General features: G+C 35.4%; 13 protein-coding genes. 4 read left to right on the top strand and 9 right to left on the bottom strand.

Annotated features, from left to right (window positions below):
* Positions 1-44: 44 nt before the first annotated feature.
* Positions 45-371 carry a DMT family transporter gene (locus BLT04_RS18140; protein WP_089757197.1) on the top strand — a complete coding sequence of 109 codons (327 nt, stop codon included), beginning with the start codon at positions 45-47 and terminating at the stop codon, positions 369-371.
* Positions 372-432: 61 nt separating this feature from the next.
* Here BLT04_RS18140 and BLT04_RS18145 read toward each other — a convergent pair whose 3' ends face one another.
* From BLT04_RS18145 to gpmI, 5 genes are all read right to left on the bottom strand, one after another.
* The gene (locus BLT04_RS18145; RefSeq protein WP_089757198.1) at positions 433-1200 is read right to left on the bottom strand and encodes a class I SAM-dependent methyltransferase; all 768 of its coding nucleotides are present in this window, start codon (positions 1198-1200) and stop codon (positions 433-435) included.
* The gene (map, locus tag BLT04_RS18150) at positions 1200-2009 is read right to left on the bottom strand and encodes a type I methionyl aminopeptidase (RefSeq protein WP_089757199.1); all 810 of its coding nucleotides are present in this window, start codon (positions 2007-2009) and stop codon (positions 1200-1202) included. Before map ends, BLT04_RS18145 begins: the two co-directional genes overlap by 1 nt.
* Positions 2010-2164: 155 nt before the next feature.
* Complete coding sequence (locus tag BLT04_RS18155; RefSeq protein WP_089757200.1) at positions 2165-2596, bottom strand: BT0820 family HAD-type phosphatase; 432 nt, start codon at positions 2594-2596, stop codon at positions 2165-2167.
* 93 nt (positions 2597-2689) lie between these two features.
* Entirely contained in the window at positions 2690-3670 is a 981-nt protein-coding gene (locus BLT04_RS18160; RefSeq protein ID WP_089757201.1) for an acyl-ACP desaturase, read from the bottom strand.
* Positions 3671-3814: 144 nt separating this feature from the next.
* A complete protein-coding gene (gpmI, locus tag BLT04_RS18165) occupies positions 3815-5356 on the bottom strand; it encodes a 2,3-bisphosphoglycerate-independent phosphoglycerate mutase (RefSeq protein WP_089757202.1) in 1542 nt (513 codons plus the stop codon).
* Positions 5357-5652: 296 nt separating this feature from the next.
* Between gpmI and BLT04_RS18170 the strand changes: the two genes are divergently transcribed.
* A complete protein-coding gene (locus BLT04_RS18170) occupies positions 5653-5976 on the top strand; it encodes a translation initiation factor (protein ID WP_089757203.1) in 324 nt (107 codons plus the stop codon).
* A gap of 1 nt (position 5977) precedes the next feature.
* On the opposite strand, the gene BLT04_RS18175 is transcribed toward BLT04_RS18170, so the two are convergent.
* The 3 genes from BLT04_RS18175 to BLT04_RS18185 all read right to left on the bottom strand — a co-directional run bounded on the left by BLT04_RS18175 (position 5978) and on the right by BLT04_RS18185 (position 10626).
* Positions 5978-6877: a leucine-rich repeat domain-containing protein gene (locus BLT04_RS18175; RefSeq protein ID WP_089757204.1), complete on the bottom strand. Its 900-nt coding sequence runs from the start codon at positions 6875-6877 to the stop codon at positions 5978-5980.
* A gap of 58 nt (positions 6878-6935) precedes the next feature.
* Complete coding sequence (locus BLT04_RS18180) at positions 6936-8579, bottom strand: alkaline phosphatase PhoX (protein ID WP_228421996.1); 1644 nt, start codon at positions 8577-8579, stop codon at positions 6936-6938.
* A gap of 214 nt (positions 8580-8793) precedes the next feature.
* Positions 8794-10626, bottom strand: a complete 1833-nt coding sequence (locus tag BLT04_RS18185) for a cytochrome-c peroxidase (protein WP_089757205.1) — start codon at positions 10624-10626, stop codon at positions 8794-8796.
* 237 nt (positions 10627-10863) lie between these two features.
* Here BLT04_RS18185 and BLT04_RS18190 point away from each other — a divergent pair, with 237 nt between their 5' ends.
* Entirely contained in the window at positions 10864-11718 is an 855-nt protein-coding gene (locus tag BLT04_RS18190) for a nucleoside phosphorylase (RefSeq protein WP_089757206.1), read from the top strand.
* 81 nt (positions 11719-11799) lie between these two features.
* On the opposite strand, the gene BLT04_RS18195 is transcribed toward BLT04_RS18190, so the two are convergent.
* Positions 11800-13164 (bottom strand): hypothetical protein, encoded by a 1365-nt coding sequence (locus BLT04_RS18195; protein WP_089757207.1) that lies wholly within the window; start codon positions 13162-13164, stop codon positions 11800-11802.
* Between the two features lie 648 nt (positions 13165-13812).
* Here BLT04_RS18195 and BLT04_RS18200 point away from each other — a divergent pair.
* The gene (locus BLT04_RS18200) at positions 13813-14112 is read left to right on the top strand and encodes a hypothetical protein (protein ID WP_089757331.1); all 300 of its coding nucleotides are present in this window, start codon (positions 13813-13815) and stop codon (positions 14110-14112) included.
* Positions 14113-14144: the final 32 nt, after the last annotated feature.

Consider the following 14144-nt stretch of genomic DNA (forward strand, 5'->3'; position numbering starts at 1 on the left):
AATTCCTTATAAATACAGACCTTTGCAGAAGAAAATTATTAAAAATGAATTGGATTATTTTAATTATAGCAGGATTATTTGAAGTGGCTTTCGCCTCATGCTTAGGAAAGGTGAAAGAAACAATAGGAAACACTATGTATTTCTGGTTTGCAGGATTTTTAATTTCCCTGACAATAAGCATGCTTTTACTGATTAAAGCAACACAAACATTACCGATAGGAACAGCTTATGCGGTCTGGACGGGCATCGGTGCGGTCGGAACCGTTCTAATGGGAATTTTCTTCTTTAAGGATCCGGTAAGCTTCTGGAGAATTTTCTTTATCGTTACTTTAATCGGGTCTGTGATTGGGTTAAAAGCTGTTTCACATTAATTTTTTAAACATAAATTTACCCATAAAAACAATAAACGTCCCTAAAAATAGAGACGTTTTTTTATTTTTTAAAAACAACGGGTAAGATTTCATTTTTTCTCAGTCCATATTTTTTAATTTCTTCTTCTGTAAACTGCTGAGAATAAAAATTAGGTTCGGTTTCAAAGCCTGCTTTTCTCAAGCGGTCAAAATAATCCATCCCGTACCAGCGAACATGGTCGTATTGCCCGAAATGCTTTTGACGTTCTTTAGGATCTTTAATGGTAAAATCTTCATAGGTTTTTTCATGAGAATTTCTCATCGGAACCTGGAAAATCCCCCATCCGCCGGGTTTCATTACGCGATATAATTCGCTCATTGCTTTGGCGTCGTCTTCGATATGTTCCAAAACGTGGTTGCAAAAAACAATCTCAAAACTTTCGTCAGGAAAAGGCAAATCCAGAATATCAGCCTTTACATCTACAATCGGAGAAAAAAGATCTGCTGAAATGTAATTAAGGTTGCTCATTCTTTTAAATTTTCTTAAAAATTCCTGTTCGGGAGCAATATGCAGAACTTTATGGTTTTTAATAAAAAAATCGGTTTCATTTTGAAGATACAGCCACATCTGGCGGTGTCTTTCAAGGCTTAAAGTTCCGGGAGATAATGCATTCTCGCGTTGATTTCCGTATCCGTACGGTAAAAATTTTCTGTAATATTTCCCGTCAATAGGATCCTGAAATTTGTCTCCTTTAAAGAACTGATAAATAAGCGGTCTCGCCCAAATGCTCATTTTAATAAGCACCGGACGTGGAATTTTATTTAATAAAAGTTTCGTTACTTTTTTCATTAAAAATCCATTTGGAAAGGCTTTTCTTCATCAGTTTCGATACCTAAAGCTTCGTAAATATATTTAAAAGTAGAAAGCAATACCGGTTTTCCGTTGATTACCGCTACATCATGTTCGAAATGTGCAGAAGGTTGATTATCAAGGGTTGTCACCGTCCAGCCATCATTATGGAACTTCACTTTTTCAGTTCCCAGATTGATCATCGGCTCAATTGCAATGGTAAGACCGTCTTTGATCACTTTACCGCTTCCCTGTCTTCCGTAGTTCGGAACTTGTGGATCTTCATGCATTTTTCTTCCTACACCATGGCCAACAAGCTCTCTTACAACACCATATCCTTCTTTTTCACAATGAGCCTGAATTGCGTGTGAAATATCTCCGATTCTCTTTCCTCTGACGCACTGCTCGATTCCTTTGTAAAGAGATTCTTTAGCAACTTTTAATAATTTTTTCGTCTCCGGATTTACTTCACCAATTTCAAAAGTGTACGCGTGATCACCTACGAAACCATTTAAAACGGCTCCACAATCCACAGAAAGCACATCGCCTTCTTTTATAACTTCATTGCTTGGAAAGCCATGAACGACCTGCTCGTTAGGAGAAATACACAAAGAATAAGGGAATCCTCCGTATCCTAAAAATGCAGGCTCTGCCCCATGATCTTTAATAAAATCATGCGCTAATTTATCTAAATATAAAGTAGTGATTCCCGGTTTTATTTCTTTCGCCAACATTCCTAATGTCCTGGAAACCAACTGGGCACTTTCTCTCATAAGACGAAGCTCGTCTATTGTTTTTAATTGAATCATTTTTTGTTTAGATATTAGAAATTAGATGTTTAGAAATTAGATTAAATCTTATTGCATTTTTTCATAACATCTAATATTTTCTGATTAAAATTTAAAATTAAAAGCTGATTTAAAAACTAATTTCTAACGTCTAGCTTCTAATTTCTTATAAAAATCTACCAGAAAAGTCCTTTTTTCTTTTCTTTTTTAAGTTTTGAATAGGCTAAAACTTCTTTGCCTTCCACACGGAATTCTATTCTTTCATTAATGATATTGTAAATCTCACCCCAACCTGGGAATCCTCCAAGATTTCTGTCATCAATAAACCAATCTGCATCCAGCTTTCTCGACTGATTTTCGGGATCAAAAACTTCCCCTTCAAAACTGGAATTTACTGCATAAAACTCAATTCCGTTCTGCTTGCAGAATTCCACCGCTTCATCTAACGTTTTTCCGTGTCTGTATGTCCAAAGTATCAATCTGAATCCCTGAGCCTGTAATTTTCTAAGTGTTTCGAAAGCAAAAATCTTTGCCTTTCCAATTGCCGGATATGCATCATCTACAATCGTTCCGTCAAAATCTACAGCAATTTTTTTATTATTCATCATTCTATTATGATTTAGAAGTGCAAAGATAAGAAATAAAAAGAGTGCCAAAAACATTCGGCACTCTTACTTTTATAATTTAATGATAATATGGAACTAACTTTTCACCCATTTAAACTGAAACTGTAAATCAGGTGTTGAAATTCTATCTGTAATTTTTTGAAGCCTTGCCGGAAGTTTCATTAAATATTCCTGAGCTTTTTCGGCTTTTTCAGTAAGACCTTTCACATGTTCTATCTTCCATTCATCCAACAATTCTTTCATGATATTGATATAATCCTGCCCTGTATAAACCATACATCTTTGTGCTGCATCTGAAAAATGTCCCCAAAGCTCACCTGCCGCCTGCCCGGATTGTCTCATCATGTGAGCCGGCATGACGATCTTTTTACGCATCATATCTTCAAATGCAAGGATCATTTCTGACGGATCTATTTCAAGGATTTTTGCTACGAAATGTTTGTATGCTTTTGCGTGTCTTGCTTCATCTGCTGCAATCACACCACACATTTTTGCTAATTTCCCGTTTCCGGACTGCTTTGCCAATGTTCCTACCCTTCTGTGTGAAATATTGGTAGCCGTTTCCTGAAAACTTGTGTAAACAAAGTTTCTGTAAGGGTCCATGCTTGTTCCCAAATCAAAACCGTCGTTGATTAAATATTGAGTTGTAATCTCTACTTCACGCATATTCACTCTTCCGCACAGATAAAGATATTTACTTAATAAATCTCCGTGTCTGTTTTCTTCACCCGTCCATGCTCTGATCCAATGTGCCCAACCCACTGATTGTTTTTCCTGATCAATACCTTCAACACCCATCAGCCAGGATTCGTAAGAAGGTAAAGCTTCTTCTGTGATACAGTCACCGATCAACGTTACGAAAAGATCGTAAGGCATTTCGCGGGCAAAAGTCTGGATTTCTTCTAAATCGTACTTAAAATCAGCGCTTGACGGATCCGGAAGGTAATCGGAAGGTTGCCAGATTTTCTCAATTGGCGTTAAAAATTTATCCAGAAAAGAACCTACTTCCTTTTCCAATATTCCCATTACTTCTTTTCTGACAAGGTTTTGATACATTTTTACTATTTAGGTTAGAATATGCAAAGATAGAATTATTTTATTATTTAAAGCATAACAACATTCGTGCCTGATATAAATCATAAAAATCAATCTCGTTATATTTTGTTATAACGGCATTGTTTTAACATTATTATTAAATTTTTAATTAACTAAAATATCTCCGGTCATTATTTCCGGAATTTCTATTCCCATTACTTTTAAAATCGTCGGTGCGACATCGCCCAGCTTTCCGGGCTTTAAATTCCAGGTATGGTCTTTATCCATCACGATGAAAGGAACCAGATTGGTTGAGTGTTGTGTATTCGGGGTTCCATCCGGATTGATCATTACATCTGAATTTCCGTGGTCTGCCAAAATGAATACTGCATAACCATTTTCATAAGCTGTTGTCGCTACTTTTTCGATGCATTTATCAACGGTTTCAGCAGCTTTTACAGCCGCTTCAAAAACGCCTGTATGTCCCACCATATCTGTGTTTGCAAAGTTTAAACAAACAAAATCCGCAGTTCCGTTTTCTAATTCCGGAACGATGGCGTTGGTAATATCATAAGCTGACATTTCAGGTTTTAAATCATAGGTCGGAACATCTTTCGGGCTCGGACAAAGCAATCTTCTTTCCCCGATAAACTCCTCTTCTCTCCCTCCCGAAAAGAAAAACGTCACGTGAGGATATTTTTCTGTTTCCGCGATTCTGATCTGTGTTTTGTGATTTCTTTCCAACACTTCTCCCATGGTATCTTCCAATACGTTTTCATCAAAAACAACGTGTACATTCTGGAAAGTTTTATCGTAATTGGTTAACGTAACATAATATAAATTCAATTTACGCATAAAATATTCCGGGAAATCTTTCTGAGAAAGCACTTCTGTGATCTCACGGCCTCTGTCTGTACGGAAATTAAAGCAGATTACAACATCATTATCAACAATCTTAGCGACAGGAACTACATTTCCGGTTTGTCTGGTATCGATCATGATAATAGGCTTTAGAAATTCATCTGTTACATTATCATTATAAGATTCCTGAATTGAGGCTAAAGCATCAGTTGACTGTTTTCCAACGCCTTCAACCATAGCATCATAAGCCAGTTTTACACGTTCCCATCTTTTATCTCTGTCCATTGCATAATACCTTCCGACAACTGTTGCCAGTTTTCCGGTTGTAGATTTCATATGCTGCTCAAGCTCATCAATAAAACCCAATCCTGAATGTGGATCACAGTCTCTACCGTCTGTGAAAGCGTGAACGAAAACATTTTCATGCAAGCCAAATTCGTGCGCTGCGGTCAATAATCCTTTCAGGTGATTGATATGTGAATGTACTCCCCCGTTTGAAACCAAACCGATGAAATGTACTTTTTTGTTCTCTTTTTTTGCATAAGCGAATGCATCCTGGATAATCTGCTGATGGCCTAACGTCCCGTTTTCAACAGCCATATTAAGCTTAACTAAATTTTGATATACAACTCTTCCTGCACCCAGATTCATGTGACCGACTTCGGAATTTCCCATCTGCCCGAAAGGAAGACCTACCGCCAAACCACTCGCTTCAAGTGTTGTATGGGGAAAATTTTTATAACAACTATCTATAAATGGTGTATTTGCTTTATCTATTGCTGAAACATCCGGATTCATTCCCAATCCCCATCCGTCAAGGATTGCCAATATTGCTTTTTTCGACATTATGTAAACTTTTGTATTACAAATTTATCTAATTTGAAATGAATTCAAGAATTTGAGAGACTTAAATTTTTATTAAAAGATTTTCATTTTCTTTATTCTTAGTTTAAACATAATCATCTGTGCAAATCTGTAGTTTGCTAATTTTTAAATATAAATATTCACTAATATTTTCACGAATGATCACAAGTTTTATTTTCTCCCACAGATTTCACAGATGACTGTGGATATTTTTTAAGTCAAAAGTTTTATACTTGATTTGACTTTTTTGCAATAAAAATAATTATTAATTTTGCCTTATGGATTTACGAGATCAGTTGAAAAACCTTTTTCCTGAGCATGAAGAGCAGGATTTTGAGATGCCTAAAGAAGAATTTAAGCAGAAAGAGCCTTTGGTCTGCAAATTTGAAAAGAAAGGCAGAAACGGAAAACCCGTGACCATCGTTGAAGGTTGGGAAGGAAGTGAAGAAGACCTGAAGAAAGTCTCAAAAAAAATAAAAACCACCCTGGGAATCGGTGGTTCGGAAAAGGATGGAACGATTATCATTCAAGGAGATAACCGTGATAAAATAATGGATATCCTTAAAGAAATGGGTTTTAAAACCAAGAGAGTTGGAGGGTAAATCAGAAATAGATCTGCGTTTGAGGCATCACTTTTTTTAATTCTTCAATTTTTGTTTTATTCATCGGGTTTCCTGTAAGGATCAGTGTTTTCAGATTTTTTAATTCTTTTATTTCGAGGGGAAGGTCTGTCAGTTTATTGTTGGCTAAATTCATGCTTTCAATCATTTTTAAGCCTTTAATTTTAGGTGAGATCTCTTTAATATTATTGTTACTTATATTTAAAAATTCAAGATTTTTTGACCGGAATAATTTTTCAGGAAGCTGAACGATTGCATTTTGCTGTAATTCCAGGTATTTTAACTGTTTTGGAAATTCCAGCTGCCCTAAATCATTGATCTGATTGGCAGAAAGGTTTAAAAATTTCAGATCTTTAATTTTATCCAGATCTTTAGAAATAAAGCTGATCTGATTTCCCTGAAGATTGATCTCTTCCAACGTCGGGATTTCCAGTAAAGCTTCTGGAAAAACATTTAAATTATTGGCATCCAAATGAATGGCTTTTAAATGTTGAAGTTTTGCGATGTTTGGATTAATGGAAGTCAATTCATTCAGATTCATTGAAAAAGAGGTTAGTTTTTTAAGCTCGCCTATCTGATCGGGAATAAATCTGATGCCGTTTTCGTTAACATTTAAAATTTCGAGCTCTTTTAAAGCAAATATCTCTTCATCCATTTTTTCCAGCTTATTTCCCATTAAATTCAGGAAAAAAATAGCATTCAGCTTTGTGATATCAGGCGGAACATTAAACAATCCTTTACCCCTGAAACTCATGCTGTAAACGGTTTCTTTGCTTTTTAAAGCTTCGTCGACATTCGTATAAGTCGGATATTTTATAGGATCGATCTGAGCCTTTATCTGAGAAAGTGAAAGAATGAAAACCGAAAGAAATAGCTTTTTCATATAATAAATAAAGCTGCCGGCAAATGAATTACCGACAGCGATGTAAAAATATTAATAATTATTTTTTAAGGACTTTTATCATTTTCTCAAATCCTCCGTCTGCTTCTACATTTAACATCAGGATTCTGGAAGCTTCAAGCTGTGAAGTAAAATCTAAATTCAAAGATGTATTTGTACCTGTAAATTTCTTGCTGTAAATAATTTTACCATCCATGCTGTAGGCTGTTACTGAGATGTTTTTCAAGCCTTTCGGAGCATTAATTTTCACCAATCCTGAAGTTGGGTTCGGCGAAACGGTTACTGTATTTTCTACATTCTGCTCGATAGTTCCCAATGAACCGGTTGTTCCTAAATTTTCTTTAAGCGCAACAACGATCGTAGCAGATTTTCCTCTGTAATCAATTGTATTTCCTGTAGCATCAATATCTGTGGAAATTGAAGCATCCGGATGCTGGATTGAGAAGAAACCGAATTTATGATCCGGCGTAAATGTAAGTCCTGTCGGTTCTGATCCTGCAGGCATTGACGCGAAAAGTCTTACTTTAGGATTTGCCTGTGTATGATCCGGAGCCACTACCCAAATGTAGTTTTTCCCACCATCCTGAAGCACCCAAAGGTTGCCAAGCTCGTCGAAAGTAAGATTATCATTACCATCTCCCCAAGCTTCAGTTTTTGTCCCTTGAGGAGTGGTGAAAGAATATGTTGTTGTAAGGCCTCCCACGAAAGTTTCAACCTGAGAAGCTGTTGTTCCGTTGTCCTGTAATCTGTACACTTTGTTTAATCCTTTAGCCGTAAAATAGATTTTACCATCTAACGGGCTGATTTCAACGTCTTCTATTCCGTTAAAAGAAGTACCGCCTAAAGATTGTGCCAAAGCAGATGTATTGTTTTGATCTGCCTTAATTTTGTTAGGAACCTGCACCCATGTAGCTGTTGTTGCCACAGGATTACCATTGCTAAGACCCTGATCCAGCTTTAAAACATATAAATTACCTGAAGAAAGGTTATTTGGGGTATCCATAACATATTTATAAACCATATGAGTACCACCGTCTTCTCCGAAATATGCTGTAGTTCCTGCATTGTTTATCACTACATTTTCGTGGTTCATAATTCCCATTTGCCAAAGTTTTCCCTGAGAACCGTTCGTATTCTGAGAAATAACCTGTGCTGTAGCAGGATCGATCTCTACCAGCCATCCGTAATCCTTGTATCCATCAACATTTACGTCGCTCGCAGTTGTCTGCTCTTCTGCTGTAACAATAGTTCCCCAAGGTGTAACACCTCCTGAACAGTTTCTGATGGTCTGAACTAAGCTTGATCCCGAGAAATTCACTCCTCTTGATCTTGTCAGCTGCCAAAGTTTTGTTGTAGCGTTATAGTTAATTTCAGCCATTGTAACACCTCCCGGGTTGGTTTCATGGTTTACTGAAAGATAACCGTTTGTGCTGCTTCCCGTAATCGGAACATATCCCGTAAAGTCGTTCTGACCTCCTACAAGACCACCTCCTTCTGTATAATTATCACCTTCTTTTAAGATCAGCTGGTATTTATGCTCAGCAGGAATAAGTAATTTATTTGTCTGAGCTGTCGGAACGATAGATGTGAAACAACTGATGTGAGTTCCGGTACAATTCTGCGCCTGAAGTGCCGAACTTGTCATTAAACCAAGTACTGCAACTGTTAGTAATTTTTTCTTCATTTTAAATAAGATTTATTAGACCTTGCAAAACTATTTTTTAATCGCGAACCCGCTGTTAATAGGACTTTAAATAAATCTCACGGAATATTAATTAATCTCAAACTTATTGTTAATTAAATTAATTTAACGTTAATTAAAAAAATATTAAAAAAGCGAAAAAGTGGATAATGAACTGCAACTGTGAACTTTTACATTCATTAAACCACCCTTCACCTTAATTATTTTTGGTCTTACTGATGTCTGTCAATGAATTTAAAAAGGCAATGATCTGCTTCATTTCCGGTTGGGTAAGATTCAGCTTGTCGGGAGCGAGGGTCTGGTTTTTCATGGGTAAACCCAAGCCTTCACCTCCACCTTCATTATAAAAATCAAGAACTTCTTCTAAAGTATTGAATGCCCCATTGTGAAAATACGGCTTCGTCAACGCAATATTTCTCACCGTTGTTGTTTTGAAAGAATTTTCATAAATCCATGAGTTTTCCTTTTGTACCGGGCTGTTTATTCTTCCTTTATCAGAATCTAACTCGATGGGTAACTGTTTGATCGGTTTTTTTGTAATTCCCAACACTTCAGATTCATTTTCATTATAAAAAGGAGGAACCAAGCCCGAAAAATGCGGTGCAAAATGACAAGTCGCACAATTGGCTTTTCCCATAAAAAGATTAAAACCTTTTTTGGCATCTTCTGAAATTTCTTTTTCATTGCGCATGAAACGGTCAAAATCACTTTCAAAAGAATACAGAGAGGAAACGTAAGAACTTAATGCTTTTGAGAAATTCTGTTTATTAATTTCACCTTTAAAAGCTTTACGGAAAGCTTTTTTGTATTCAGGTTTGGTTTTTAATTTTTTAATGATGCTTTCGTAGCTTGTGTTGAATTCCTGTTCGTTGTAAATCACGTGTTCTGCCTGTTGTTCCAGATAAAAAGCACGCATATCATAGAAGAATCGTTTCGCGAAAACCGCATTATATAAAGAAGGCGAATTTCTCAGCACCGTTTTTCCTTCCACATTGCTTTGGGATTTTGCTTTTAAATCGGTGAAGGCATTTTCGGGTAAATGACAGCTTGCACAGCTCATTTTACCGTTATCACTTAAATTCTGATCGAAAAAAATATCTTTTCCCAGTTTTTTTAAGTCGGGATTATCTTCCGAAGATTTTAATAAAGTATAAAAATACGGATCAAGAAAATCACTGCTGAAAAAGTTTTTGTTAGCAACATTCCATCCTGAAAATTCTTTCAGATCATCCGGTCTTCCGTCCCAGTTTCCAAATTCCTCATACAAAGGCTGAATGTATTTTTTATAGAATTCTATCCTGTCAAACTTTTCAAAATCTGTATTTTTTGATAGATAATCAATACTTTCAGTTAAAATAGTATTTGCTTTTTCAATATTATAATTTTTAAAATAAGCATCATCATTAATGTATTTTTTGATACCTAACAATGCATGACCTGCTTCTTCCGAAATATTTAACGAACCCGGAGTATCAAAACCCGTTACTCCTAAGCTGTAAATCCTGATCAGCTCAATTCTTAAAGGCAACGTTTTGTTATTTCCTTTGCTTAAACCGTTTTTGGTCGTGCTTAAATAAAAACTTGCATAACTATTGTATAAAAAATCTGTAATCGCCTTAATTTCTTCCTTTTTTTCACCTGCTTCATCGGAAAAAATCAATTCATCCAATACCTGCAAACCTTCGGGAGGCAATGTAAAAGCCTTTGTTCCAGCCGCTTCGATGTGAAATAAAGGCGCAGCATTCAAATGTGTTTTTGAAAATTCAGGGTAATGATAAGCGATGTAAAACTCAATTTCTTTATAAGAATTTCTGGTTTTGCTTAATGTTTTCTGAAGCTCTTCAAGAGAAATTTTTTCCTCGGCAAACAGATAAGCCTCTGATTTTAAGCGGTCAAGATTCGTTTTAAAATCTGTTAACCCTTTATTGATTATTGTATCTTCACTTTTAACTCCTTTATCAACAGGATTAAAAGACATTACAGCAAAACCAATCAAAAGAACAACAATAGCTAAAGGATAAAATCTCATTAATTTTTTGCGCAAAACTATCGATAGCAAACGGATCAGATGTTACCACAGTTTTAAATTTGAATTAAATTATGTTTACATCTTATATAAAGTATTTTTTACTAATTTTAAATCCCGAAAATCAATTTCATTACTTAAAATGTCAATATTTCTTTATTGACCAGTTTTAAAATAAAGACGAAATGATGTTTGGGGAAGATTTTAAAACAATTTTAATTCGACTATTAAAAACATATTATGCTAAATAAACTTGCTGCATCAGAACTTGTTCTGAACGATGACGGAAGCGTTTACCACTTAAATCTTTTACCTGAAGATATTGCCGATAAAATTATCCTTGTTGGTGATCCTGACCGCGTTGCGAAGGTTTCAAAATATTTTGACAAAGTAGAAATAAAAAAGAATAAAAGAGAATTTTACACCCATACAGGAACGTTACGCGGTGAAAGAATTACTGTAATGTCAACCGGAATCGGGACTGAAAATATTGATATTGTGATGAATGAGCTTGATGCTCTGGTAAATATCGACCTTATAAATAAAGAATTTAAAACCGAACATAAGGCGCTTGAGCTTTTCAGAATGGGAACCTGCGGAAGTGTAAATCCTGATGTACAGGTCGATAATATGCTGGTTACCCAAAATGTTGTCGGGTTAGACGGATTGATGCATTTTTATCAGGATTATGAATTTGAGAATGAATTTTCGAGAAACTTTTTAGAAAAATTCCCGTATGCAAAGATAAAACCGATGCTCTATTTTGCAGATTGGTCGGAAGATCTTGGTGAGCTCTATAAAGATGCCAAATACCATGGAAACACCGCCACTTTCCCGGGTTTTTATGCTCCGCAAGGAAGACAGCTTCGTCTGAAAGCGCTTGACGATCAATTTCTGGAAACATTAAATGATCTTGATATCACCAATTTCGAAATGGAGACTTCTGCGATTTATGCCTTGTCAAAACTGTTAGGTCACAAAGCAGTCACTGTTAACAATGTCATTGCCAACAGAAGAAGAGGCGAATTTTCTACCGATCACCATACTTCTGAGAAAAATCTGATTGAATGGGTTTTAGAGAGGATTATCAACTAAGCGTAACAGTAAAAAAGAAGAATTTCAAATTGAAATCCTTCTTTTTTTAAACATGCTAACTTTTTTATTATTTATTTCAAACTAAAATTCATTGATCGTAACATAAAAATGACTAGAATATAAACTTTCCGCACCATTTGAAATATTAATTAAATTAATAGTAATCACTGCATTTGATGTCATTCGTGGGTTTGAGATGGCAAAATTGGCATTTCCTGCAAAATCTCCGGCTGGCGAAACAACAATCGTTCCTCTTGAAGTACCCGGGATTAAAGCGGGAGGAATTGTAATATTCAAAGTGGTAGATTTTCCTGATGCCAGATTATTGATAGAAACGCTTGGCCAAACCTCAAAGTTGATCTGGTTTTTATTTACTGTTCCTCGGTCTCCAAGCTTATATTGGCCGTTTACGTCTAATTTTGCCGTATTGTTCGGTGTATTTGTTCCGATACCAATATTGGCATTATTATCACCCAAAACAATCGCATTTGCCTGTGAAGTTGATGCATTATAACCAATTGCAGTAGAATTTTGCCCCGTCGCAGAAGCTCCTGAACCTAAGGCTGTAGAATTCTGGCCGTTTGTTTGTGAATTAATTCCCAGCGCAGTTTCACCATTTGATGACGTTTTTGCGTTATATCCCATTGCAATCGACTGATAACCATTGGCTAAAGAGTTTTTCCCGACTGCCGTTGCATCATTCACAGAAGTTTTTGCATTAAAACCTAAAGCAATAGATTGAAAACCTGAAGCATTGGCGTTATTTCCTACTGCAGTTGCTTCATTGACAGTTACTTTCGCATTATAACCAACTGCAGTAGACTGATAACCTGAAATTTGTGTATTTGCCCCAATCGCAACCGATTCGTTTGCGTTTACGGAAGCGTTTGTTCCAATGGCAATGCCCTGATAGGCGCTGCTGGAATTTCCCAATGCAATGCCATTTTGCGCTGCATTGGCCGCAGATCCGAAGCTTATGGAATTATTAGCTCCCAATCTGCCCATTGTTGCTGAATTTACTTTCAGAACAAGATCATCTAAAGTATTTGTTCCCAGAGACAAACCTGTATTTGCCCCGCTATAATTACCGCTGTTGGTCCCGGTAAGATTCCAACCGGTTGAGTTTATATTGTTATTCGGGCTGTTGGTCCCGCTTGTAGAGATAAAATTCCACTGAAGATTGTTCCAATAATAAAATCCTGCTGCCGACAAACCTCCCGAACCGTTGTTCCAGACCAGTAAACCCTCTGCAGGTGTAGGAATGGTTGTATTGTCTGTTAGAGATTTTAAAGCAATACTTGGGAAAAGCACCCCTTTATTCGCTGACTTGATATCAAGCATTGCGGAGGAATTAGGGCTGGGCGTACCTATCCCTATTTGAGCATATGCAAAATTATTTAGTAATAAAAATAATAAAGCGTATTGAAGAATTGATTTTGTTTGCATTGTCTTAGTTATTCGCAGTAATAGTTTACGGCTACAAATATAATAAATTTTCAATAAAACAACAAAAAAATTACATATTTCGCAATAAATACACCTAAAAGTGAATAAACCTAGATTTAATCACTATTAAATGAATCGAAACTTATCTTTAATAAATTATTAAATGCATTAATAATGAGGGTTTCAAGTACGTCTTAATTCTTTACACAGTGTTTTAAAATTACAAAATATTTAAAAGAAGTCACTTAAATTTGAATAATATTTAATTTATCACCATATAATGAAACACTTAAAAATATCGATTTATTATAGCTTTACTATTCTATTATTTAATTCATACATAAATGTAAATATTTGTATTCCAATTATTTAAGTTTTAAATCAAAATCTTTATAGGTGACAATAATAAATATAATCTCAGAATTTATATCCATCAATTCAATTTCAGATAAATGCTTAAAATATTTGTAAAAAACTTCTAATTTTTCTGAACAAACCGGAAATTATTCACATTGATGCTTTTGACTAAGGTTAATATAAAATACCATTATGAAACAAAAACAAAATATTGTGAAAAGTTTAACAGACCGATTTAATTTTAGGAATGGTTCTTGTTTATTCATCAATAACACTCTAAAATTCAATATTATGAACAATTCAGAATACAACAAAGCAGAAGATGCAGTAAACAACACAGAAAATTCTTTAAAAAATGCTGCAGAAAATGCAAAATGGAAAGTTGAGGAATTAGCAGACAGAGCTAAAGATTATATCAACGAAAAAAGAAATAATGATGAAGAAGCAAGACAGGAAGATTGGCTGGACAGGGCAAAGAATAATTTAGCCGATGCCTGGGACGATGTAAAGGATAAGGCGAATGATGCCTGGGAAAAAACCAAAGATGCTGCAGAAGATGTAAAAGCAGAATGGAATAAGAAAACCAACTAAAAATTTCAGTCATATAAATATTTTCAAAAAAA

This window comes from Chryseobacterium soldanellicola (assembly GCF_900100115.1).
Lineage (GTDB): Bacteria > Bacteroidota > Bacteroidia > Flavobacteriales > Weeksellaceae > Chryseobacterium > Chryseobacterium soldanellicola.

Coding starts and splice junctions, on each gene's coding strand:
- BLT04_RS18170 (WP_089757203.1), top strand. CDS start 5,653: ATGGATTTACGAGATCAGTTGAAAAACCTTTTTCCTGAGCATGAAGAG.
- BLT04_RS18200 (WP_089757331.1), top strand. CDS start 13,813: ATGAACAATTCAGAATACAACAAAGCAGAAGATGCAGTAAACAACACA.
- BLT04_RS18140 (WP_089757197.1), top strand. CDS start 45: ATGAATTGGATTATTTTAATTATAGCAGGATTATTTGAAGTGGCTTTC.
- BLT04_RS18175 (WP_089757204.1), bottom strand. CDS start 6,877: ATGAAAAAGCTATTTCTTTCGGTTTTCATTCTTTCACTTTCTCAGATA.
- BLT04_RS18190 (WP_089757206.1), top strand. CDS start 10,864: ATGCTAAATAAACTTGCTGCATCAGAACTTGTTCTGAACGATGACGGA.
- BLT04_RS18155 (WP_089757200.1), bottom strand. CDS start 2,596: ATGATGAATAATAAAAAAATTGCTGTAGATTTTGACGGAACGATTGTA.
- BLT04_RS18195 (WP_089757207.1), bottom strand. CDS start 13,164: ATGCAAACAAAATCAATTCTTCAATACGCTTTATTATTTTTATTACTA.
- map (WP_089757199.1), bottom strand. CDS start 2,009: ATGATTCAATTAAAAACAATAGACGAGCTTCGTCTTATGAGAGAAAGT.
- BLT04_RS18180 (WP_228421996.1), bottom strand. CDS start 8,579: ATGAAGAAAAAATTACTAACAGTTGCAGTACTTGGTTTAATGACAAGT.
- BLT04_RS18160 (WP_089757201.1), bottom strand. CDS start 3,670: ATGTATCAAAACCTTGTCAGAAAAGAAGTAATGGGAATATTGGAAAAG.
- BLT04_RS18145 (WP_089757198.1), bottom strand. CDS start 1,200: ATGAAAAAAGTAACGAAACTTTTATTAAATAAAATTCCACGTCCGGTG.
- gpmI (WP_089757202.1), bottom strand. CDS start 5,356: ATGTCGAAAAAAGCAATATTGGCAATCCTTGACGGATGGGGATTGGGA.
- BLT04_RS18185 (WP_089757205.1), bottom strand. CDS start 10,626: ATGAGATTTTATCCTTTAGCTATTGTTGTTCTTTTGATTGGTTTTGCT.